This is a genomic window from Euzebyella marina (assembly GCF_014855515.1).
GTDB classification, from domain to species: domain Bacteria; phylum Bacteroidota; class Bacteroidia; order Flavobacteriales; family Flavobacteriaceae; genus Euzebyella; species Euzebyella marina.
The window spans coordinates 324,929-347,772 of sequence record NZ_JACYFK010000002.1; the positions used below are offsets into that span (position 1 = coordinate 324,929).

Genomic DNA, 22,844 nt, shown 5'->3' on the forward strand with positions numbered 1-22,844 from the left:
CCATTAATCTATTTAAATACTTCTTAAACTTTAGGGTCCTACCTTACACCTTATCCATCGCGGCACCTATCAATTCTTCACCGGCGACCATTTCGAAGGCCTTATCGATAACCGTGTCGTCATGCAGTGCCCTTACCAATATTTGGGCAACATCTTCTCTAGAAATTTCACCATGCTCTTCTAATCTATCCGCCGTTTTTATTTTGCCTGTACCCTTTTCGTTAGTCAAGGTTCCAGGTCTGACGATGGCATAGGTTAGTCCGCTTTTCTTTAAGTACTCATCGGCATTGTGTTTGGCTTTTAAATACTCTTGTAATCTATCAGATTCCTCCGGATGGCCAGCGCCTATCGAACTGAGCATTACGAATTTCTTTATGTTAGCCTTTTTAGATTCGTCAATGAGCTTTTTGGCACCTTCTTGGTCTACGCCTTCAAGGTTCTTACCCTTGGAACCGGCCGCGAAAATAACCTTGTCAATGCCTTTGGTAACATCGTTTAAATTCTTTTCAAGGTCTCCCAATCGCGAATCTACACCCTTACTTTTAAACCTTTCTGCTTGTTCTTCTTTACGAACCATTGCAATCGGTTTAAAATATTGCGACTCTTTTAAAAGAGAGATAACTTTTTGACCTGTCGTGCCGTGGGCACCTGCTACTAGTATATTTTCCATAATTTTTTTTATGTCATGAAATTAAGAAGGTAGAACCATTATGAATTGTGTTATTGGGTATATTCTTGATGGATAAAAAACATACTGTAGATAAAGGGTATGCTTTTTCGTTGGAAGTGATTAACTTAGGAAAACTAACTTTATAGTATGATTACAGATAAAGAAAAGGTATTTCTTGAGGAGAACGGATACCTTAATTTAGGTCAACTGCTGACAACAGACGAGGTTGCTGCTTTAAATTCTAGAATTAAAGAATTAATGGATGCGGAAGGCGAAAATGCCGGAAGTGAGCTTGCCGAATCAAAGTATATTCGGCACCCGAAGGAAGAAGGAGCTGATCGCTTGGCAGATTTAGTGAATAAAGGAGCACTTTTCGATATTTTTTACAGCCATGAAAAAGTTCTAGCAGCCATCTCGGTGGTACTCGGCAATGATTTTAAATTGTCTTCATTGAATTACAGAGCAGCCAAACCTGGGAAAGGACTACAAAAGTTACATGTAGATTATAAAAATGCAGTGGCGGAACAAGGTTATAAGGTTTGCAATTCAATCTGGTTGCTAGATGATTTTACCAACGATAACGGTGCTACGCGAATCGTGCCAGGTACACATAAATCAAGTCGGTTACCGGATGAGGTTTTGAGCGACCCGCTATTACCACATGAGAAACAAATTCTCATCAATGCACCGGCCGGTTCTGTAGTTATATTCAACTCACACGTCTGGCACGGTGGCACCACTAATAACACCTCTAAAACAAGAAGAAGCATCCATAGTTATTTCTGCACAATAGACCAACCACAGCAAATTGACCAGAAGAAGTATATTACCGAAGAAACCAGAAATCGGCTTAGTACTAAAGCTTTAAAAGTTTTGGATGTTTAGTTTGACTCATTCGTCAACCTCACTCTAATTTCCGTTTGATTGTTTTGCACTGTATATGCAGGAATACGCAATTCAAGCCTTTTTAGCCCTTCAATCGTTCGATCTACTTGTAGAGGCGGAGGGTCAAGAGATACGACTGAAAATGAAATATCAGGATGACTGAGGTTGTTCACAAATAATCGCTTTCCTTCCTGTTCGAGCATAACACCTGAGTCTAACTTTTTTATTTTGGCGGTCGTCATCATTTGCCAAGTTATTGATTGGGTAGAATCATTGATGACCAGTATATCTTCAACAAGAAGTGATGTTTCGTTCTCTTTGGTGAACTTTCTTTGTGCCGAATCAACTAATTTACCGAAGGCGGGGCCTAAATCAATTGTTGCCTCAGGCTTGTTACCATCGTTGTAACTTAGAAAATAAGCTTTTCCATCTACTTGATGTAGTTCATTATTAATGGTCAAGGTGCTGTGGCCAAAGTTGTTTTTCGTGAGCAACGTCCATCGCTGGCACTCCTGACAGCTATCCCAAAGTTTGAAACCTATCTTTTCTAGGTTATGATAATTTTGATTACCTGGATCAACCGACCATCTTACCCCGTCAAGTTCAAAAACAAACGAGCCTCCATCCATGTTACCATGATTAGTACTTCCATTTCCGCCTTTAGCCCCTAGATAAAATTGAGATGGTTGATCGGGTTTATTCCTTGCAATAAAAATCGGATTTTCACCATCACCTTTATAAACAAGAGGGGGCTCTAATAGATCACCTTCGCTAAATTGTGAGATCCAAACCAAAGAGACGGCAGCTAACCTGCTTAATTTTCCCATCTTATCCGCTGGCATTAGAAACCTTTCTTTTTCGAAGAATGCACCATTATTTGTTTTATTCGCAAACCAAGCCAATGTGAAATCTCCTTTATCACTTCTACTATCGCCACAATCGGCAAAATTGTAATACATATTGGAAGGTGCATTGCACATGGTTCTATAAATGGCACTTTGCATTAAGGGTTTATAGTTGGAAAGGCCAAAATCTGTTTGAAAAGCACTTTCAAACATAGCGGCTGTCGTAACGGTAAATGAGGTTCCGTAAGACCAGTAGGTAGAGCCTTCAGGATAAACCCCATCAGGGCCATACGCATACAATGCATTTGGTATGCTGTCGAGTGCTCGACTAATAGTATTCGATGCGAGTTGCGGGTTTACGTCTGCTGTTGTGATAGCTGCTGCCACCATGCCCCCATGGCAGACTTGGTTCCAATTGTTGCCTCCTCCTATCCACCAGTGTTTGCTTTTAAAACTAGGTTCCAGCCCCATTTCGATGAGTGCCTTTTTTGCAATTGCTACAGTAGATTCCGGAAGACCTTCTCCGGCCCAATCAACCGCTAGAGCAACAGCCAATGACATTTCTGCAACATCAAGAAAGTGTGAAGGGTTCCAATCGGAAAAACTACAAACTGCCAAAAGCTCATCATTAATTCTTTGCAAGGCCTTGTCGTCTTTATCAATTCTATAAACCATACTTAGCATATTCATTCGATAGAGCATCTCTCTTGAGATGTGCAATAACCTTCTTCCTTCCATCTCTCTGATGAGCAAAGGTTCATCATAAATCGAATTGGCATTTAGCTTGATGGCCTCATAGAGGTTTCGCACAACATCATTTGTAGCTATTTGCTTTCTAAGACGTTTCTCTATTTTACTATTTAAGACCAATTTTGGGCCTTGTTTTGGGAGCTTTTTACTTAGATACCTGACCGATATCGGATTTTCAAGACTAAAATCTTCTTTGGCAGGTTCATTTTGGGCCCACCCATAGTAACCTATTGAAACTAGTACTAGCAAGCTCACCCATTTTCTAGATCCTATGATTTTATCAAACATTCAATTGTTTTAAGATTGCTTAAAAATTAGACAGGCTACCAACCCGGATTTTGCCCTAAATTGGGGTTTTGAGAAATTTCGGATAAAGGTATGGGCCACAAATAGTGCTTGTTCTCATCAAATTGCGGGGTTTCCCAAGCTGAATCACCATAAGGGTCGATGTAAGTTTTTCCAGAATCCGGGTCTACTGCGGTTTTAACGGTAGCACCTTCATACCTCGCTTCAGCGGCAGCATCCCATAATATTCCTAAATCTTTCTGTCGAAAAAGGTCTCCCCGCTTCCATCTTATCAGGTCGTTATACCTAAATCCTTCCATAAATAATTCAACTCTTCTTTCTCTTCTAATTTCATTGATAAGTGGAGAAACACCACTACCAGCATATCGTGGGTCATCAGGTATATTGGTAAGTTCCAGATGCGGCATGCCAACCCTATCACGTAAGGCATTAATCGTTATATCGAGATCTGATTGACTAATTGTTCCCAGTTCAGCTACTGCCTCTGCATAGTTTAACAGTGCTTCGGCTAAACGAAGGGTGATGGCCGGGGTCCAAGAGGTATTGTACGAACGATAGGCAGCTTCTACTTCATACACTTTGATGATATGATAACCTGTTGAACTTTTTTCTCCGCCCACCATACCCGTTAACCGAGGATATTCGAAATCGGCACTATTGCCAAAGTTGTAATATTCCCTATCGTCAGGGTGTAAAATAGTTTGTCTTAATCTTGGATCACGGTTTTCAAATACGGTTTCTATACTTTCGTCACCCGCATACAATCCGGAAAGTGATATGGGTAGACCGTCAGTACAAAGATAATCTTCGACCATACTTTTGGTCGCTCCCCCATTGTAGCCGCGCCAATAAGACATTACATGATTGGTAAATTGACCTGGATCATATTTTCTCCATAAGATTACCTCTGGGTTTCCGTCAAGGTCCAGTTGCCTGTGAAACGCATTGTAATCATGCTCTGTGTCACCGGTAGTATATAAAGAATACGGACCATTATCAATAAGTTCTTTGGCAGCTTCAGACGCTTCGGTCAACCACATTTCAACATTGCTTCCACCATGATATTTTTGCCAAGTACCTTCGTAGAGGCATATACGCGACTTCAGTAATAAAGCGGCCCAGCGATTAAGTCTACCATGATTACCGCCATCGCCCCATGATTCGGGTAAGTTTTGAGTGGCAAAATTTAAATCTTCAAGTACGTTTGCCATGACCTCATTTCGTGGGGTTCTGGCGCTGAATAGCTCTTCAGATGCAGTACTCAATTCCGTATCGATCCATGTGATATCTCCGAATTTGGAAACCTTATCCGCATAGAACCATGCTCTAAAAAGGCGGGCCTCACCTCTATATATATCTTTAATTTCTTCCGAAACGTTGGCCAAATCATAATTCTGCAAACCTATGTTTAAGGAGCGAATAAAGTTCCAGCCCTTGTATCCGTACAATTGCGCATTATCAGGTACGGTGTGTATTCCTGCCCGTAAAGTTCTGTAGCGGTCATGTCTATTATGCTGGGCCACTATATTGTCAGATGCTTCATCTAAGTACCATATACTTATGTTGTTGCTATCAAAACCATCGTCATGGGCCATCATAATAGGTACATTATCATCATTTCTAGCCAAGTCGTAAAAATTGTTGTTATATACCTGTAAGTCGCTCTCTGTGTTCCAAAAGGTAGCGTCACTGACATTGTCAAGAGGAACACGCTCAAGGAAATCGTCGTTGCAGCCAACAAAAATGATAATGGTAGCTAACCACAGTACGTTTATTTTATTGATATTTTTCATAATGAGGTTTTACTGATATTAGAAGGATGCATTGATGCCAAATGTGAATATTCTCTGTAGATAGTATTCTTGCGTAACCGTAAAAACGGATTCGGGGTCGAGAGGCTTGTGCATTTTGGTATATTCCCACACATTCTGGCCGGCCAAAAATAGTTGAAATTTGCTCATGCCTAAATTGTCGAGAACGGTGGAAGGAAGGTCATAACTCAATGTGATGTTCTTAAGCCGTATATAGGCCGCATTTTGAACATACCTTGACTGAGGTACAATATTTCTCTTGTTCGATGTACCGACCAATGGCGCGGCAAAATAAGCATCACGGTTATCAGGGCTCCACGATTCGGTCAGATAGTACTTTTCGGTTACTCCTGAGTTGTTGGGGTAAAAAGCGTTCCAGTTACCATTACCAGGAAGATAATCTCTAAATAACCCTTGAAAAAATAGGTCTAATGACCAGTTTTTAAATTTAACATCGGGGTTGATACCAAAAGAGTACCGAGCTGTCGTGTTACCAATTACCCTTCTATCTCCTGGGTCGCTCAAGGTATTACTACCGCTATCAATCTTACCGTCACCGTTCAGATCGGCATACTGCATATCACCTACCATAAAATTGGGATCAATGAATGCCTGATCGGGTGCAGCGTCAAGAGAGGCTTGGTCTTGAAAAACTCCTACAGTCTCATACCCCCATATCTCTCCTATCTTCTGACCGACATAATATTCTGAAAGCGCCCCGGAAGGGTTTTCGTATTTCGTGATTTCAGATTGACTATCGGCCAACGCCAAGTTCAATCCCCATCTGCCATTTTCTCCAAAACTATCTCTCCATGTAACAGATAGCTCCCAACCTTCATTTCTTAAATCTGCCGCATTTGTGGCAGGAGCAGATGTGCCCAATAGACCAGGGTAGTCGACTGACATCAACATATCTTTTGTATCACGAATATAATAGTCGGCCGTGATGGCTAGTTTATTTTTGAAGAGGGCCAAATCAACACCGATATTTTTACTAACCACGGTCTCCCAAGTTAAACTAGGGCTCACAAGACCACCCGGACTAACATAAGGCGTTCTTCCTGAGCTCAAAATATAAGGGGAGGTATTTGAGTTTAGACTGGTTATATATGGATAAAAAATGTCGTTTCCATTACTATCTTCTACTGATTGGTTACCCAATGCACCCCAAGACCCCCTGATTTTAAATTGGTCGAGCCATCCCGTAGCACCTTGCATAAACGGTTCTTCCGAGATGTTCCATCCAACTGAAAAAGATGGGAAAAATCCGAATCTATCTTCTTTCGGAAATCTTGAGGTTCCATCATATCGTCCGTTAGCCTCAAAGAGGTACCTATCCTTAAAAATATAGTTGACCCTATAAAATCCACCTCTTAGTGAAATATCACTTTCATTGCCATTAGTGGTCTGTGCGCCAGTAGTCGCACTAATGTTAGTTATCAAAGGTGTAATTAGGGTTTGAGCTCTTGAAGAGAAAAATCTTCGATGCCCCCATTCCTGATTAAAACCGACCATTAGTTTTAAAAAATGATCTTTTTCAGTTTGATCGGCATTAAATTCATACTCTGCGTAAGAATTGAGAACATAATATTCGTTGCGATTATTAGATTCGAGAATATAGTCATTACCACTTAAGCCATTGGTTATGAAAGGGTCGGCATTCAAATCGGTACTTACTACCTCTATCTTGCTTGCAACTTCCTTATCGTTTCTATTGAAGGTGTTGTATGAAAAATCACCCCTGATTTTGAGGCCCGTAGCAGGGGTCAATGTCAAACCTTGGGTCAACCACGTATCGCCTGTTACAAATGTGTCTCTCCCACCATCTTCTAAGTATGGAAAAAATATAGTTCCACCGAAATATTTGCCGATGTATTGTTCGTAATCTGCACGATCACCAGGTGTTTGATAATATGGCAAATCTGGAAATTGTACAGGTGTAACCGCATTTACCCTTGCCACGGAATTGATGTTAACATCCCAATTATAGAAGTGTGGTTTATCGCTATTTTGTGCATTGAAAACAACTTTAGAATCTAAACTCATCCAATCGTTCACATTGTATTCTGTTTTCATCAAAACATTGTAGCGTTTGAATTTTTCGTTCTTATCGCTATTTTTTATATAGCCGTCTTTGCTTAGGTAGCCAAAAGAAACGTAGTAGGAAGCTTTCTCTGTCGCACCGCTTATACTGAAATCATACGTCTTTTGAGGAGCGAAATCAGCGATGGCCTTACTATTGTAATCATTATAGCCATAGTATCTAAGGTTGCCGTTAATTACGCCCCACTCATTTTCAGGTATCGGATTTTGAGAATACCTAAGAGTGCCGGCTTCATAATCCTCATCATATCTTGGCTGACCACTGGTTCTTATTTGAGCCTCGTTTAAATAGGTAACCAAATCATATGGGTCGGTGACCGGGTCAATATTGAAAATGGGTTTTGCATACGATTGTTGTGTGCTAAAGTTGATGCTAGTCTTGCCTACGCGACCCTTTTTTGTTTCTACCAAGATGACCCCGAAGGCACCTCTGGCTCCATAAACGGCAGCAGCAGAAGCATCTTTAAGTACAGAAACGCTCTTAATATCGTTAGGATTGATTCTTTCCAAATCCATAGGTACCCCGTCAACCAATACCAATGGGCTACCTCCGTTAATCGATTCGAAACCTCTAATATTGAAATCGGCACCTTGGGTGGGATCACCGTTTCGTATGGAAACATTTAAGTTAGGAACAACTCCCTGTAAGCCTTGCCCTGCTGAGGTAATAGGTCTGTTTTCTAGTCTTTCGGCATCAGCTATACCTACAGAGCCCGTTAAGTTTTTCTTCTTTTGAGTTCCGTATCCCACAACCACAACCTCCTCCAATTGACCGGCGTCGATAGATAGGCTTGCATCCACCGTTGAATTTCCACTTACTGGAAGTTCAGTGGTCTTATACCCTATATAACTGAAAACCAAAATATCGTTTGCGGAAGCTTGAATTACATAGTTTCCGTCAAAGTCGGAGACTGTACCCGTATTCGTTCCTTTTACTACAATCGTTGCCCCTGGCAAGGGTATCCCATCAGAATCTGTTACAGTACCTGTCACTTCTGATTGAAAAGCATAAGTCGCTTTTAAGAGAGCACGGTATGGTGTCGAACCTACCGCTCCTACTTCTGAAATTACTGTCAGGAAAAGTAATGCAAATAACCATGACATTCTCGAAGTATTACTTCGCAAAAGGTTTTTCATTTTTTCGGTTTTGGTGATTATTAAGAGTATAACTGCGTACGAATCATCTCTCATTTTTAGGAGAGATGACAAAATGTTTAATCGATTACACTACTATCGGGGGTTCTTACAGTTTACAATAGCGAAAACGATTTCGCACAAACTGATGTTTCGAATATATAAATAATTTCGTTTGAAATTATAATTATGATAATTTTTAAATACTTTTTTTAAAAAGAATTAAAAGAACTGGAATTGCTCTAATAATTTACCCTACTTGATATGGGATAGGACATCCAAAAAAACGTAAACAGGGAAAGAAGTGTTTTGTAATATTATTATTGATTATCATCTCTTTTTCAAAAATACCAAAAGGTATGATGGTTTCCATAATCTGTCAGTCAGACTTATACCATGGTTAAAGTACAACACATTTATATAAAAAGAAAACGGCTGAATACCCAGCCGTTTTCTTTTTAATTGTTATTTAAAATTTTGCCGATTAACTATTTATTCAAGCGTTTCTCAATCTTGCGCTTGATAACGGTTAATCGCTTCATAAGGTCCATAAGGGCCTCGTCTTTTGTTTTTTTATAGATTTCGTTGATGGAAAGAATTAGTTCTTTGGCCTCACGAGATGCGTTAATTCTATCACTAGTGGTCATGCCAGACCATTTTCTGTTTTCAAAATCTGCGGCTCTATTAAGCAAGTCCATATTGTATCAATTTAGTAAAAAACACCTTAAAAAAGTGTTGTTGGCAACTGATTTGCAAGTTACAAATAGAGTTTTTTCTGCATAAATGGTTTAACAAATGTTTAAATATTAAGATTATAAAATTGTTGATTTGAGGTTCCTGAAAACGATGAAGAGATAGGGTGGGATTATACGATTGGTCGAAAAAAATGTGAGAACCCCGAAGTAAAATTTATCGAATGTACATAATTCGTAGATTTGGTAGTATTCTGGCTATCAACTGAACAAAAAAAGTTAAGATGGAGTTTAGGAGTTTCAAATGGATTGTTATCGGTTCTTTAATACTAGGAATATGTGCATGTTCCAGTGATAATGCAAGTGATCCAGAACCAACTCCAAACCCTGAGTCGCCAACACCGGAACCGGAGCCAGAAAACCCATTATTGGAGGTAAACGCAATTCCTCCTTCGACACAACGCCCCGGGGACCCAGAGATAGGTTATCAGTATTTGATTTCAGGAGAATATATGAGCTCCGGAGTGCCCTATTCTGCTTATATCAACGGATATGGAGAAGATAATAGAAATCTTCTAAACAGAATTGGAGATAATAGCAAACTACCCCATGATTTCACCGCTGCCACAGCATCTAATGGGGTTCGTATCGTTTCACCCAATTGTATGTCTTGCCACTCAGGTTTTCTAGACGATAAGCTGATTGTAGGTTTGGGCAACCATAGTGCTGATTTTACGATGAACAGAGCGGATGATATCGCTTTAGTGAGTACCGGAATTTCATTTGTTTATGGTCAAAATAGTGATGAATGGGATGCCTATGACCAATTTAGAAAGGGAATTATGGCTATCGGTCCGGCAACGGTGACGGATGTAGTAGGTGTGAATCCCGCAGACCGGATTACTCAGGTTTTGATTTCCCATAGGGATAAAAATACTTTGGAGTGGTCTGATGAGCCGTTGATAGCTTTAGATGATGAGGTGATCCCCACAGATGTGCCAGCTTGGTGGCTTTTAAGGAAAAAAAACGCCATGTTCTACCACGCCTTGGGCCGAAAAGATTTTTGCAAATCATTTATTGGTTCTTCGTTATTGACGTTGACCGAAATGGATAAGGCTGTAGAGGTAGATTCAAAAATGCCAGATGTTCTGGCTTACATCGAGAGTTTAGAACCACCTGTTTATCCTTATTCTATAAATACAAATTTGACCCAGCAAGGCAAATTGGTCTTCGAAGAACACTGTGTAAAATGCCATGGTAGTTACGGCGAAGATGAATCGTATCCAAATCTACTGGTAGCTTTGGCGACTATCGGTACAGACCCTGCCCTTTCAGATAGGTATTCTGAAAATTCAGCACTGAACGATTATTTTTTCGACTGGTTCAACACCGGTTGGTTCGGCAGTGGCGATAATGCCTTGATGCTTATGGCAGAAGGCGGTTACATTGCGCCTCCGCTGGATGGTGTTTGGGCTACGGCTCCTTATTTTCATAATGGTTCGGTACCCACTATTGCAGATGTTCTAAATAGTACCGAAAGGCCAAAATATTGGAAGCGTAGTTTTGAATCGACTGATTACGATTCGGATAACCTTGGATGGAACTACTCCGAAGAGAGTGGGAATACGGACAAATACACTTATGACACAACGCTTAAAGGTTATGGCAATGAAGGCCATACTTTTGGAGATATTCTTACCGATTCTGAACGAGAGGCCTTGCTCGAGTATTTGAAAACCTTATGACAAAAAAATCGCTTTGATCAAGCGAGCTTTAAACAGTCTTTGTACTTAACATCCAGAAAGTTAAAAATTTTATAAATAAAAGGTTAGGTAGCAATTGTGTGTAACAAGCTATGGCTTTGGTCGTCTCTTTTGTATAAGTCAATCAAAAAATATTATAGTCATGAAAAGTTTACATCCTCATTTAAAAAGGCCTCGGGTTTATTACACAATTGGTTTCGGTTGGAATACCGATTATTGGTATGATAAGAAGACAACGAAACCAATAAAAAAGGACTAATCAGGTCATCAAAAAAAAAATCATCAATCACAATCATCATTTAAAACGAATCATCATGAAAGCATCATCAAGAAAAACTGTTACAGAATCAAAAACATTTAATTATTTCTCCAGTTTAAGAAATAGTAAAAGAGTTCAATGGGCAGAGTATCGTAACTATAACCGATAGAAAAATAACCTATTAAAACAAACAGGCCCTGCTAAATCTAGCAGGGCCCGTTTATTTATAAATCTGGTATTTATTAATCTTTTAACGAGATTTCTTCTTCCGTACCATCAGGGTAAGTAAGCATTGCTATATCATCGCAAGTACTGTCACCAAAGTCAACTGAGACCTCAAGCCCGTTTTTGCTCAAGGCCATAACTCCTTCACCAAAATACTCACATCCGAACTTAATTTCCATTAAATCGGTGATGTCAACGATATAGGTGTTTCCATCAGATTTTAATATCCATTCCCCATCTAAGGTAACGGCACCGTCACTAAAATCTTCACCAAATACGATGGCCATTGTTTTTTCGCCTTCCTCTGAAACTTCGGAACCATCGGCTAGAACAATTTCCATTTTGCTATCAACGGTCCAACTGATTGATTGACTTTCCTCAGAACTGTTGACCTTAAAACTTCTGGTACCATCAATAGACGTATTGCCTACTATCAGTTGGTCATAAGTTATTACAAAAGCATATGAATCGTTATCGCCACCATATGCTACACTTAAAACGCCATCTAGAACTTCACCGCCATCTTCAATACTACAGCTATCGAAGGTTAAGGTAAAGCCCGTTTCGGAATACTCAGCAACATAGCACGTTTCTTCAGTTTTTGCAGTTGTGCCCGATTGTTCATTGTCATAAAGCTCAGAAACCAATTGGTCGGCTACACTGGCAACGTTATCAGTTTCGATTATTGTCTTTAATTCTGTTTGAGACACTTTAGCGTCTTCGGTGTATTCTAAATCATTATTTCCGTCATCGCTACAGCTGAAAAGGATAAGAGCAAAGGCAGAAAGGCCCAGAAATCTTCTGGTGTTCGCAATTAAGTAACACATATTCAAAAATTTAGGTTTATGCTCTATGAACGGAAGCATATGAGGTTTAGTGTTTTTATGAGCCTATATTGGACGAAATGCACTTTTCATGCAGTCTATGCCATTTAATTATAGGGTTTTTCTTATAGTTATAGTCGAGCTCAATTCAAGGCAAGCTAAATATCATAATCTAATAATTCAGTTGAAGATAGATTTGCAACTATGACAATTCTTTCTTTAATTTAAAATCGTATACGATGTTTAATTGAAGTTATGACATATATTGTTAATCATAGAGATAAGGTAAGGGAGCATTTACTGAAGGAAATGCAAAAGGGCCGTTTGCAACCAGGACAGAATATAAATTTGGCCGCTGTCGCAAGAGTCTTGGGAATAAGTGTAACACCTATTCGAGAAGCCCTAACCCAACTACAACAGGCGCATATTGTGAAAGCAATAAAAAACAGAGGTTTTGTAATTGCGAAGGTAAGTACTGAAGAAGCCAAAAACCTTTATGAACTAGTAGCCCACTTAGAGGTATTGGCCCTTGAAGAATCGCAGTTTAACGAAAAGGATATTCTTAGGCTTAAGAAGCAAAGAAATATCATTGCCGATGCAGAGACTGCTATCGATCGAGTACACTCCTATATGGAGTTTCACCGACTGTTAACACAGAACTATAAAAATGAAGTTTTTCAACAAATTCTTAAAGATTTAAAAACACGTATTTTCTTTTATGAAAGGGCATTTATGTCAAACGATTCGTTTCATTATAACTCTAACGATCAGCATGATGCCATCATTTCAGCTATCGAAGATGACAATATACCTTCGGCAGCTTTGGTGTTAAAAATGAACTGGATGATGATTCAGAGTTATATTGCCAAACAATTAGTGGTTTTGTAAACGTTGGCAAACCCCCTGCCCATGTAGTTTCAGGTATAACAACTCATGGCTTTTCGATTAAGTAATCACAAATTTTTCGTAAAGTGTTACAATTAATCGAAAACCTAGTCTAATTTTACCTCGAATTTGAGTGGTACATCGAAAAGTGAACAACAAAGTAGAGTACAGCTCGTTAGGTTAGATGTCATTTAAAAACATGGTTATGGGTTACTTATCTCCACAAATCGAAGTTTTGGCCAAAAAGAAAAAAAAAGAAGCAAATTCTTTAATTAAAAAAGAATACTCTTGCGGAATTTTTCAAGATTATGGCCATGCTGAAGTTGAGCCTAGTCAGAAAATAGGCTAACACTTAGTGATTCATTACGTTCAGGCTTTCTTGATGATTAGTCTGCATGTATAATGCTATCCATAATTTGCCTGAGCTCCGAAGGAAGGTTGTTCTCCCCAAATTCGGCAGTATAGATGTCTTGCCCCTCAGTGAAAAGAAATGAATACTTCTGCCCGTCTCGAATGGGAGAATTTTTGCTATTCGAGGTTTTCAACAAATCCAGCAGCTTCTCTTTCTGAATTTCATTCAAATGCCTCTCCCCTTCATAAAACTTAGGTATTCCCGTGAAACCACCTGATATTTCAATCTTATATTTCATTACACAACGATTGGGGTTAAACCGACTGATGAAAAACTTTTTGATATAGCGTCTACCGATTGCTCATTGACCCTTCCTTCGCTGGATAAATTCTGGGCAACACTAATCAGGGTTTCAACCATATCATTAAAATTGGCAGTTCGCCAAAGTGATTTGAGCGTTTCGAACCAAATAAGGGCGCAGTCATCGATACCTATTTCTAAACAACTCAAATAAAAGGCCTTATTCGGTATACCTGAATTGATATGCACCCCTTGATTGTCGGCCGTACCACTATAGTAATTATCCATATGGTCGGGTTGAGTATCAAAGTCATTGGCCGTACCTGGGGCTTTCATTGATCTTATGGCTATACCGGGAAATTCTTCAGTAACCACCAAATCACCGATCAACCAATCAGCATCCTCAATATCTTGATCCAAATACTTTTGCTTGATAACTGTGCCGAATACATCTGAAAAATGTTCGTTTAGAGCACCCGATTGTCCGTAGTATTCCAAATTGGCCAAAAATTGGGTAACGCCATGGGCAATCTCGTGTGCTACGACATCAATTGCTCCGGCGAAATTGGTGAATTCTTTGCCATCTCCATCTCCATAGGTCATTTCGTCTCCATCCCAATAGGCATTATTATAGTTTTCGCCATAATGTATGTTTGAGATGATGTCTATACCGTTTCCATCAACGGAATTAAGTCCGAAAGTCTGTTGAAAATAATCGCGAACAAAACCCGATCCGTCATAAGCCAGATTGGCCACTTCATCATCAGTTGGTTGGTCGCCCTCGTTCATTACCAGTTCTACCCGTTGCTGATATTTATTTTGACAATCATAGACAAGGCGATTTGCTGCTCCATCTTCCTGTTCTCGAACCAATAAATGGTTCAGCGCGGTTTGTCTACGCTCTAAAATGCGGCCAGTGTCGTTTAAAGTTCTTTTACAGCTTTTATTTCCTCTTTTGGCAAGTTCCTCCAATATGTGGGGTGGCACAATAAAACATTTCTCTTGGCACATGATGTATGATTTAGGGTAATCGTACTACAATTTCGACTCTTTTTAAAAAGCGGACAAATAAATGTCGTTAACCCTTTGCTAAATATTTAACAAGCTTGAGTTTTTTTAGACAAGAGGAAATTCAATCTTTTGGAAAGAGACTGTTATCTAGACCAGGAATAAGGCCAAGTGCATTCTTGTAGTATACCTTTTTCAAGACTTCATCGGGCAGGTTCAGGCCGTACATAGCCCAAAAAGCATGATACTTTTTGTAATATGGAAAATACTCATCATCGCTCTCTAAAACCCTGAAATAGGTAGGAAACTCCTTAGGTTGCCAGCTATCTTTACCGAAAAGTATTCGGTCTTGGTACTTAATGAAAAACGCACGGGCGTTTTGTGGTTGTCTGCCCAGCTCGGCAATAACGGCCGCTATGCCTACGTACATATTAGGAATGTCATCTAAAAGACCTCCTAGTTTTTGAAGGTCGTTGGCATACCAACCCATGTGGGCATTAATAAACTTTGTCTTTGGGTGCTTTTTGAACATTCGATGTTGTTCATCTATAATTTGTTGCCAAGGGGCAGGGTCAGAATCGGTTCGCATTCTCCTTGGGTGTGTTTTTAATTCTAGCCAGCGTTCATTATCGCTTGTCATCGGATCCCAAAAAGATTTGGGGTCGGCAGAATGTATAAGAACAGGTATTCCCAATTCGCCGCACATACTCCAAATAGGGTCAAGACGGGTATCATCGACGGAAACTCGATTGCCATTGGTATCATTGTAACGAAGACCGAGACTTTTAAAAATTTTTAAGCCTTTTGCACCATTTTTCACATCGTTTTCCAGTTGTGTCACAGCTCGTTCAGTCCATCCTTCTTTACCAATTCCATCAAAATTGATGTTGGCAAAAAGGACAAATCTGTTAGGGAATGTTTTATCAATATTGTTTTGGCTTTCCTTTAATCCTTCACCATTCCCGCCACTTAAATTGACCATAATGGCCTCGTTCAGACGGTCCATATCTGCTGCAAGCTCCAATAGCCGTTGTTCAGACATATTTCTTTGATGACTGTGGATGTCTATAAAAGGGTACTTGGCTTGTTCAATTTTATGTTCGGGAACTATGAGTGTCGACTTGGGGTTGTAATCTTCAAAACCCATTTCTTGACTGATGCCGATTGCCGTGGTGAGAAGTAATACTAAGCTGGTAGTGAAGGTTTTTGTCATCTATAATTTATTTTCCAACAGGTTTCGGTACTCTTCTTTGGTATCAATATCAATGGACTTTTTTCCCAACTTTACGGTAGCCACTTCCTTCATATTCAGTTCGATAATGGTCTGCGCACCTGCCCTTGCGCCCAATTTGGACAATTGTGAATAGTATGATTTACTAAAAATTGCGGGTACTCCTGCTCTTTTTTCATACTCGGAAGCAATTATCGACTCGGATACGCTTTTAAATTTAGTAATTAATTTATTGAGGTGCTCATAATCTACCAAGGGCTGATCGGCCAGCATAAAAAGAATTCCGTATACCTCTCCTGTGTTGTTCAAAAGATGATTTACAGCTACCGCAATTGAGCTTCCCATTCCATTTTCCCAATCAGGATTGATTACGAACTCTACTTCTGCACTTTTATGTGCCTCTTCTATGAGTTGTGCATTGGCACCCAAAACCAATACTATTTTTTGTGCATCGGATTTTTTTGCCTGTTCGATGGCGTTTCCGAGTAATGTAGTATGGTTATAGGGAAGCAGTTGTTTTGGTTCGCCCATTCTTGATGATGAGCCCGCGGCCAATATAACGATGACAATATGCTCAAGGCTATCGCTCATTAACTATGTATTCTACCTGATTTGTTCTTCAACATCATCGGTTTTTTATCTCGCACAACTGAAAGTATTTCCGATAAAATGGATACTGCGATTTCTTGAGCACTTTCAGCCCCAATGTTCAGTCCCGCAGGGCCGTAAATAGCGTCAAAGAATTCGTCGCTAACTTCTGGGTAGTACTCCATAAACTCGTCCAACAATCGCTCCCTACGATTGGCCGGACCTAACAGCCCGAGATAGATAGGGCGGGTTTCTTTAATTGCCAAAAGGTATTTTAAATCACGTACATAGCTGTGAGTCATAAGAACGACTGCTGTTTGGTCATCAATATTCTCTAAAGACAGCATTTCCGGTTCGACCGTCATGAACTTATCGGCCCCGGGAAAATCGTCTTTACTCTTTTGTTCGGAAGCCGAGGCGATTATAGTGACTTCCCAGCCAGTCAAACCAGCATAGGAACACAATTGTACGGCATCGTGTTCAGCTCCTATAATGATCAATTTGAAACAGGGATTCATTGTTTGCTCGAATGTATCTTTGTTTTCATTCATTTTGAAATTCGGCCTTAAGCCCATAAACTCATTTTCAAAAACAAAAGAAGAACCGAACGCATTGTTTTCTCTCTCTTCCTTATCAAAGGCTGCCCTGATTATAAAACTTCTTCGTGCAATTAGAAAATCGTCGAAAGTCGCAAGGGTTTCATTGCTTGGTATAAAGGGCTCAATCAAAATGTAGAGTACACCCTCGCAACCCAGACGGTATCGACCGTCGTAGGTCATCATTTTCGGGATACCACTTTCAAATACCGTTTGTGCCTGTCTCAAAATTTCTTTTTCTACGCAACCCCCACTCACGGCTCCGATCATTTGGCCGGTTCGGGTAATAAGCATTCGAACGCCTGGCCGCCGGTAAGAAGAACCGTCTAATGCAACTACAGTTGCCAAAACGCATTCGCTGTTGGCTTCTTTAGCCATTTTATAGGCATTCACTATCGTTTTTAGCTCATGTGTCATGCGTAAAATTGATTTCATTAATGACCAAACCTCAAAAAGTATATTCATTACCATTTAGGTCACGAACATACTTTTCTAGTCTATCTAAGTTTCCTTAGGAATATAAAGAAATTACCTAACCTAAGACGGGCTTTTCGGTAACTTTCCAAATTTCCTTATCAAGCATAAATGGTTGCTTGTACACTCTTTTTCCGGTCGCAGCCTTTAAGGCATTGGCCACGGCACCCCCTGCTGGAGGCAATGTTGGTTCACCCAAACCTGTTGGACTCAGTTCATTCTCAATGAAGTAGGTTTCAACAACGGGAGCCTCTTTCATGCGTATCAAGCGATACTTGTCATAATTTGAAGCTTCTGGCACTCCTTTGTTAAAAGCGTAATTGCCATACATACTATGACCGATACCGTCTACCACGCCACCTTCTACCTGATTAATGGCTCCGGTTCGGTTCACCACTATACCGCAATCGACCACACAGGTTACTTTTTTTACCACAGGAAGGCCGTTTTGTATTTGAACATCGGCAACTTCGGCTACATGGGTATTATGGCAATAATAGGCAACAAAGCCCTGATAGGTGCCTTCGGGCGCACTACCCCACCCCGATTTATCAACAGCCATCTTAATGACCCCTTGAAGCCTTTCCGGAGAATATTGTATACGCTCATCAGTAGTGCCTTTAACTTTTTCCAGTAAATCGAGTCTCAATTGAATCTTATCCGCATCCATTTCTTCGGCCAGTTCATCAAAAAAACTTTGCTCTGCATAGGCCAAAAAGTTCGTATACGGGGCACGCCACGCACCAGTTGTTATGTTGCTAGTATAATTGGCAACATCAACTTGATAGTTTTCTACCGCACCCGCGGGAAAGAAGTTCGGAATCAATCCGTACATGTTCCCATTGATGGCGGCTTCCTTTAGCTGATATCCCGTTAACTGGCCATCTTTTATGGCCGCTTTAATGCGGTATTTTATGGCTGGTCTATAAACCCCTGTAGTCATATCGTCTTCCCGAGAAGAAATCATTTTGACCGGCTTTCTAATCTTATCTGCAATTTCGGCCACCTCATAGACAAAGTCGCCGTATAACCTACGACCGAACCCACCGCCCATTCGAGTCATTTCAACCTTAATGTCGGTAACATCCCTACCCAATAGCTCGGCAACGGTAATGGCAGCATCTTCGGGAGTTTGAATCGGCCCTGCCAAATGAATCTCGTCATCGGTTATATTAGCAAAGAAGTTCATTGGTTCCATACAATTGTGAGGCAGAAAAGGTGATTCGTATGTTCTCTCTAACACCTTATCGGCTTGTGAGAACGCTTTTTCTACATCACCGTCTTTTCTTAAGGTCGCGAATTCCTTTCCATCAAGTAGTTCGTTCAGCTTTTTATCATGAAAGTCGGTGCTTTCTAAGGGGGAAGCCTCTTTCCATTCGGCTTTGAGCGCTTTTTTACCTTCGAGAGCGGCCCAAGTATTCTTTGCGATAACGACCACTTTGCCCGTACCGCTTAATTGAGCCGTCCAATTGATTTCTTCCTTACTTAATAATGATTTGGCCTTTTCGCCTATTTCTATGACATCGATCACCCCAAGAACTTCCTTGGCGGCAGAAGCATCAAAGGAAACCAGTTCCTGACCAAAGGCAGGCGGTCTCAGTACGGAAGCATAGACCATACCATCAACCTTGTAATCGAGGCCGAAAAGAGGTTGTCCCGTAATTATTTTATCAATATCAACGTTGACCTGATCGGTTCCAATGATTTTATAATCCTTTGGGTCTTTTAATGCCACATTTTCGGGAACTTCCAGTTTAGCAGCCTCTTCTACCACATCTCCGTAACCAAGTGTTTCACCTGCAGCATTCGTGATTATACCTTCACTGGCTTTTATTTCACTTGCATCAACGCCCCATTTGTCTGCGGCGGCATTAATGAGCATTTGCTTCGCAGTCGCTCCCGTCTGTCGAAGGGCATCCCAGCCAAATCGGATACTTTGACTACCGCCAGCAACTTGCCGTGTATAATTTTTGGTATCTAAGTGCCCTTGTTCTACATACACCATATTCCAAGGTAGATCAAGTTCTTCGGCTATAATCATGGGCATCGATGTTTTGACCCCTTGACCAATCTCTGGGTTGGGAGAAAAAATGGTTACAGCCCCATTCTTGGCAATTTTGATAAAGGCATTGAAATCGGAATAGTTCAAGTCGGCCAAGTTTACCGGAGGTTTTGCCTCGGGTCTACAGGCGGTGAAAAGATTAAAACCTATTAATAGGCCACCGCTTGCCAAAGAAGAGGTTCGTAAGAAAGCCCTACGATTGAATTTTATATTATTCGAAGTTGAAGACATGTTCAGTTTGTTTTGTTGATGTTTGAATTAATTATGACAGGAGTTAAACCATTTTTTTGGCGGCTGTTGATACCGCCTTATGAATACGGTTATAAGTAGCACATCGACAAATATTGCCGTGCATGGCATCTTTGATTTCCTCATCGGAAGGATTGGGATTCTTAGCCAAAAAAGCGGTAGCTGTCATAATTTGACCCGCCTGGCAATAACCACATTGAGGAACATCAATTTCCTTCCAGGCTTCCTGTACAGGGTGAGAACCATCCTCTGAAAGTCCTTCAATGGTAGTTATTTTTTTCTCACCTACTGTGGAGACCGGTAAAGAGCAGCTTCTTACCGCATTGCCTTCGAGGTGAACGGTACAAGCACCACATTGGGCTATACCACAGCCGAATTTAGTGCCCACCATATTCAATTCATCGCGAAGCACCCAAAGTAATGGGGTATTGTCGCTTGCTTCTACAGAATGAACTTTACCATTTACGTTTAGTTGATACGTTGGCATATAGATAGATTTTTTAGGAGTCATTGGATTAGTTGTTAACAAGTTACCAAAAATCAGAGACGATTAAGGCCTTTTAACAATTTGTTAAACCAAATTTATGAAAGCTCTCATCGATTGAACCAGTAGTTGAATTTTAGCGTGAGTGCCCAGTTTCGACCCTCAAAAGGTTCAATGAAATAATTGTTAGTGTATACAAGGAACAAATCGGAAGCAGGACTATAGCGCCATTGAAACCTCGAGTTAAGGTTAAAATTTTTGGTCTGCTCATTGTACTGAAACAAATTGGCAAAAAAGAGTTTATTGGTAAAAGTGATATCGACTTCTGAACCGATCAGCCAGAATTCATTGGTTTTCCAAGGGGCAGGAAGTTCAATATAGTTATAGTCTAAACTGGCACTTAAACTAACATAGGGTTGAAAACGATAGCCCAATTCAGTAGAAATATTGGTTCTATTTCCATCTAAGTAATACCCACCGAACCTACCTGCCAAACTGTAGGTAAAAAGACTTTGAGGCTTTGAAACATACTCCCATCCTATCGCATTCCATTGATGTTTTGTGCCGGTATCTAAGTCGGCGATACCTAATCGAGTTGGATCAAATGGTGAGAGCAGTTCTACATGGTCGTCAGAAACAAAGACCATGAACTCGGCACGGTTTCTAAAGTTTAGAAAATACTGTAGATAACTGGTATTGTCAGTTCTGTAAAAATCTTCATTGAAATAATAACTGCTATTAATTCGAGGACCATGACTAACAATTTTTTCTGATTTTGGAAAAAACAAGTATCCCAAATAACCATTAAAATTCACATATCCGTTTCGTGGCACATAACCTACTTCTGCCGTGTAATTATCAGATACCCATTCTTCTTGAATACGCCAGCTCCATTTACGGCTTCTATATTCTAAGTGTGCCGCTTGGGTTACTCCCCTATTCTCTCCATCGGGCGAGAATGATTTGAGAAGAAAGGCTTTTCCGTTCCATAAGTTGTCTGAAGAGGCCAAATTGTATTCTAAGCCTAAATTTCTGTTGAATTCAGGGTGAATTGCCTTCACTGAATCGTTTTCTTGCGGGTAATAGGTCGCTTGCTTATTGACGAACATGAGACCTATACTTGATCGACTGAATACTTTTCTCTGTAAAGACAGCACGCCAAAATTATGGGCTGGCAGGCCTGTTTCTTCCACACTGGCCGTTTGCATATCCATAAGTCCTAGCCTCCATTTTTCATTCAGATTACCACTTACACGAGCCCCGGCATGTATGGGAACACCTAAACCAATTCTTCTCGAAAAGAAAGGTCTAATGGTTTCGTAACCGAAATTGGCAAAGAGATCGCCATTTTCTAGGAAGAACTGCCTTTTCTCGGGGAAAAAGAGTTCAAAACGGTCTAAATTGGTTACTTGACGGTCAACCTCTACCTGTGAGAAATCAGGATTTACCGTTAAATCAAGATTCAGGGAAGATGTTAGGCTGAACTTCACATCGCCCCCCACCTTTACGTCATAATCGGTATCGGCATCATTTTCTAAATCTTCACTTACGTTACCTAAAACATACGGAATCAGAGAAAAATTCACACCTGGGGAAGGTGGTGGTGTATCCCAAACTAAAGTGCCGGCCAAGGCCAACGATGCCGTGGGGAATTGTCTTGCAATGGGTGTCCAGCTAGATTTTTCACTTGATTTGAGATCTAACCGACTAAAGTTGATACCCCATTCAGAAACGCCATCTTCATATCTTATCGATTTGAACGGCAATGCCATTTCAAAAACCCATTTTTCTTCATCACGAGTGGTTTCCGAAACCCATTTACTATCCCAGTTCAAATCAACACTTCCGCCATTGTACATGGTACCATCCCATTGGGCTCCATAGGCATTGGCCCCAAAAGAAAATCCGGTAGTTTGATTGTTGAAGGGATCTAAAAAGAGCAGAAAATTATCATTTTTACCAAAACTGAAATCACGTCTCAAAGATTCTACGGTATAAGCGCCTTTTTTTCCGTGATAAAAAGTGGCCAATAGGTATATATTCTCTTCGTCATAGGCCATGCGAATTTCGGATTGCTCATTGGCCTTGCCATCATCCATAGGCAAGACCATAAAAAAGTCTTTGGCTACGTTGGTATATTTCCAAGCTTCGTCATCACCTTTTCCATCAATAATTACAGGTGATACGAGTTTAGAGATATGAAGTCGGTAATCGGCATTTTTCTTTTGGCCTTGAACGATAAAATTGGTCAGTAAAAGGCAAAATAAGGGTGTTAGGCGAAGAACGTTTCTTCGCAATGGGTTGGTTGGGGTCATTTTGGTTTAATTGGTGGTGTAAGCTACAAAATT

General features: G+C 40.4%; 18 protein-coding genes. 4 read left to right on the forward strand and 14 right to left on the reverse strand.

The genetic code is table 11. The features are described from left to right. Positions 1-43: 43 nt before the first annotated feature. Entirely contained in the window at positions 44-670 is a 627-nt protein-coding gene (locus IL356_RS10150) for an SDR family oxidoreductase (RefSeq protein WP_121849108.1), read from the reverse strand. 147 nt (positions 671-817) lie between these two features. Between IL356_RS10150 and IL356_RS10155 the strand changes: the two genes are divergently transcribed. Next, on the forward strand, positions 818-1,555 hold the full coding sequence (locus IL356_RS10155; RefSeq protein ID WP_121849107.1) for a phytanoyl-CoA dioxygenase family protein: 738 nt from the start codon (positions 818-820) through the stop codon (positions 1,553-1,555). Here the strand turns inward: IL356_RS10155 and IL356_RS10160 are convergent. The 4 genes from IL356_RS10160 to IL356_RS10175 all read right to left on the reverse strand — a co-directional run bounded on the left by IL356_RS10160 (position 1,552) and on the right by IL356_RS10175 (position 9,202). Then, positions 1,552-3,438, reverse strand: a complete 1,887-nt coding sequence (locus IL356_RS10160; RefSeq protein WP_121849106.1) for a heparinase II/III domain-containing protein — start codon at positions 3,436-3,438, stop codon at positions 1,552-1,554. The genes IL356_RS10155 and IL356_RS10160 overlap by 4 nt on opposite strands. Positions 3,439-3,473: 35 nt before the next feature. After that, on the reverse strand, positions 3,474-5,249 hold the full coding sequence (locus IL356_RS10165) for a RagB/SusD family nutrient uptake outer membrane protein (RefSeq protein ID WP_121849105.1): 1,776 nt from the start codon (positions 5,247-5,249) through the stop codon (positions 3,474-3,476). An 18-nt stretch (positions 5,250-5,267) separates the two neighbouring features. After that, positions 5,268-8,507 carry a SusC/RagA family TonB-linked outer membrane protein gene (locus IL356_RS10170; RefSeq protein WP_205601245.1) on the reverse strand — a complete coding sequence of 1,080 codons (3,240 nt, stop codon included), beginning with the start codon at positions 8,505-8,507 and terminating at the stop codon, positions 5,268-5,270. A 485-nt stretch (positions 8,508-8,992) separates the two neighbouring features. Further along, positions 8,993-9,202 carry a hypothetical protein gene (locus IL356_RS10175; RefSeq protein ID WP_121849104.1) on the reverse strand — a complete coding sequence of 70 codons (210 nt, stop codon included), beginning with the start codon at positions 9,200-9,202 and terminating at the stop codon, positions 8,993-8,995. Between the two features lie 278 nt (positions 9,203-9,480). On the opposite strand from IL356_RS10175, the gene IL356_RS10180 reads away from it, so the two are divergent. Continuing rightward, complete coding sequence (locus IL356_RS10180; RefSeq protein ID WP_121849103.1) at positions 9,481-10,941, forward strand: c-type cytochrome; 1,461 nt, start codon at positions 9,481-9,483, stop codon at positions 10,939-10,941. Between the two features lie 519 nt (positions 10,942-11,460). Here the strand turns inward: IL356_RS10180 and IL356_RS10185 are convergent. Beyond that, positions 11,461-12,270: a hypothetical protein gene (locus tag IL356_RS10185; protein ID WP_121849102.1), complete on the reverse strand. Its 810-nt coding sequence runs from the start codon at positions 12,268-12,270 to the stop codon at positions 11,461-11,463. 252 nt (positions 12,271-12,522) lie between these two features. On the opposite strand from IL356_RS10185, the gene IL356_RS10190 reads away from it, so the two are divergent. After that, positions 12,523-13,155, forward strand: coding sequence for a GntR family transcriptional regulator (locus IL356_RS10190; protein WP_121849101.1), 633 nt, complete (start codon positions 12,523-12,525; stop codon positions 13,153-13,155). A gap of 202 nt (positions 13,156-13,357) precedes the next feature. Beyond that, entirely contained in the window at positions 13,358-13,501 is a 144-nt protein-coding gene (locus IL356_RS10195) for a hypothetical protein (RefSeq protein WP_162987896.1), read from the forward strand. Between the two features lie 37 nt (positions 13,502-13,538). Here IL356_RS10195 and IL356_RS10200 read toward each other — a convergent pair whose 3' ends face one another. The 8 genes from IL356_RS10200 to IL356_RS10235 form a co-directional block, all read right to left on the reverse strand. Continuing rightward, positions 13,539-13,802 carry a hypothetical protein gene (locus IL356_RS10200; RefSeq protein WP_121849100.1) on the reverse strand — a complete coding sequence of 88 codons (264 nt, stop codon included), beginning with the start codon at positions 13,800-13,802 and terminating at the stop codon, positions 13,539-13,541. After that, positions 13,802-14,815 carry a M4 family metallopeptidase gene (locus IL356_RS10205; protein ID WP_121849099.1) on the reverse strand — a complete coding sequence of 338 codons (1,014 nt, stop codon included), beginning with the start codon at positions 14,813-14,815 and terminating at the stop codon, positions 13,802-13,804. Before IL356_RS10205 ends, IL356_RS10200 begins: the two co-directional genes overlap by 1 nt. Positions 14,816-14,936: 121 nt before the next feature. After that, the gene (locus tag IL356_RS10210; RefSeq protein WP_121849098.1) at positions 14,937-16,025 is read right to left on the reverse strand and encodes an amidohydrolase family protein; all 1,089 of its coding nucleotides are present in this window, start codon (positions 16,023-16,025) and stop codon (positions 14,937-14,939) included. Beyond that, positions 16,026-16,634, reverse strand: coding sequence for a nucleotidyltransferase family protein (locus IL356_RS10215; RefSeq protein WP_121849097.1), 609 nt, complete (start codon positions 16,632-16,634; stop codon positions 16,026-16,028). Then, entirely contained in the window at positions 16,634-17,692 is a 1,059-nt protein-coding gene (locus tag IL356_RS10220) for an XdhC family protein (protein WP_317125472.1), read from the reverse strand. The genes IL356_RS10215 and IL356_RS10220 overlap by 1 nt, the downstream gene beginning before the upstream one ends. A 67-nt stretch (positions 17,693-17,759) precedes the next feature. After that, positions 17,760-19,994 (reverse strand): xanthine dehydrogenase family protein molybdopterin-binding subunit, encoded by a 2,235-nt coding sequence (locus IL356_RS10225; protein ID WP_121849096.1) that lies wholly within the window; start codon positions 19,992-19,994, stop codon positions 17,760-17,762. 43 nt (positions 19,995-20,037) lie between these two features. Continuing rightward, positions 20,038-20,499: a (2Fe-2S)-binding protein gene (locus IL356_RS10230; RefSeq protein WP_121850716.1), complete on the reverse strand. Its 462-nt coding sequence runs from the start codon at positions 20,497-20,499 to the stop codon at positions 20,038-20,040. 107 nt (positions 20,500-20,606) lie between these two features. Next, complete coding sequence (locus IL356_RS10235; RefSeq protein WP_121849095.1) at positions 20,607-22,811, reverse strand: DUF5916 domain-containing protein; 2,205 nt, start codon at positions 22,809-22,811, stop codon at positions 20,607-20,609. Positions 22,812-22,844: the final 33 nt, after the last annotated feature.

Bases quoted from the DNA above. Each gene is read 5' to 3' on its own strand.
- IL356_RS10150 (WP_121849108.1), bottom strand. From the start codon at position 670: ATGGAAAATATACTAGTAGCAGGTGCCCACGGCACGACAGGTCAAAAA.
- IL356_RS10155 (WP_121849107.1), top strand. From the start codon at position 818: ATGATTACAGATAAAGAAAAGGTATTTCTTGAGGAGAACGGATACCTT.
- IL356_RS10160 (WP_121849106.1), bottom strand. From the start codon at position 3,438: ATGTTTGATAAAATCATAGGATCTAGAAAATGGGTGAGCTTGCTAGTA.
- IL356_RS10165 (WP_121849105.1), bottom strand. From the start codon at position 5,249: ATGAAAAATATCAATAAAATAAACGTACTGTGGTTAGCTACCATTATC.
- IL356_RS10170 (WP_205601245.1), bottom strand. From the start codon at position 8,507: ATGAAAAACCTTTTGCGAAGTAATACTTCGAGAATGTCATGGTTATTT.
- IL356_RS10175 (WP_121849104.1), bottom strand. From the start codon at position 9,202: ATGGACTTGCTTAATAGAGCCGCAGATTTTGAAAACAGAAAATGGTCT.
- IL356_RS10180 (WP_121849103.1), top strand. From the start codon at position 9,481: ATGGAGTTTAGGAGTTTCAAATGGATTGTTATCGGTTCTTTAATACTA.
- IL356_RS10185 (WP_121849102.1), bottom strand. From the start codon at position 12,270: ATGTGTTACTTAATTGCGAACACCAGAAGATTTCTGGGCCTTTCTGCC.
- IL356_RS10190 (WP_121849101.1), top strand. From the start codon at position 12,523: ATGACATATATTGTTAATCATAGAGATAAGGTAAGGGAGCATTTACTG.
- IL356_RS10195 (WP_162987896.1), top strand. From the start codon at position 13,358: ATGGGTTACTTATCTCCACAAATCGAAGTTTTGGCCAAAAAGAAAAAA.
- IL356_RS10200 (WP_121849100.1), bottom strand. From the start codon at position 13,802: ATGAAATATAAGATTGAAATATCAGGTGGTTTCACGGGAATACCTAAG.
- IL356_RS10205 (WP_121849099.1), bottom strand. From the start codon at position 14,815: ATGTGCCAAGAGAAATGTTTTATTGTGCCACCCCACATATTGGAGGAA.
- IL356_RS10210 (WP_121849098.1), bottom strand. From the start codon at position 16,025: ATGACAAAAACCTTCACTACCAGCTTAGTATTACTTCTCACCACGGCA.
- IL356_RS10215 (WP_121849097.1), bottom strand. From the start codon at position 16,634: ATGAGCGATAGCCTTGAGCATATTGTCATCGTTATATTGGCCGCGGGC.
- IL356_RS10220 (WP_317125472.1), bottom strand. From the start codon at position 17,692: ATGAATATACTTTTTGAGGTTTGGTCATTAATGAAATCAATTTTACGC.
- IL356_RS10225 (WP_121849096.1), bottom strand. From the start codon at position 19,994: ATGTCTTCAACTTCGAATAATATAAAATTCAATCGTAGGGCTTTCTTA.
- IL356_RS10230 (WP_121850716.1), bottom strand. From the start codon at position 20,499: ATGCCAACGTATCAACTAAACGTAAATGGTAAAGTTCATTCTGTAGAA.
- IL356_RS10235 (WP_121849095.1), bottom strand. From the start codon at position 22,811: ATGACCCCAACCAACCCATTGCGAAGAAACGTTCTTCGCCTAACACCC.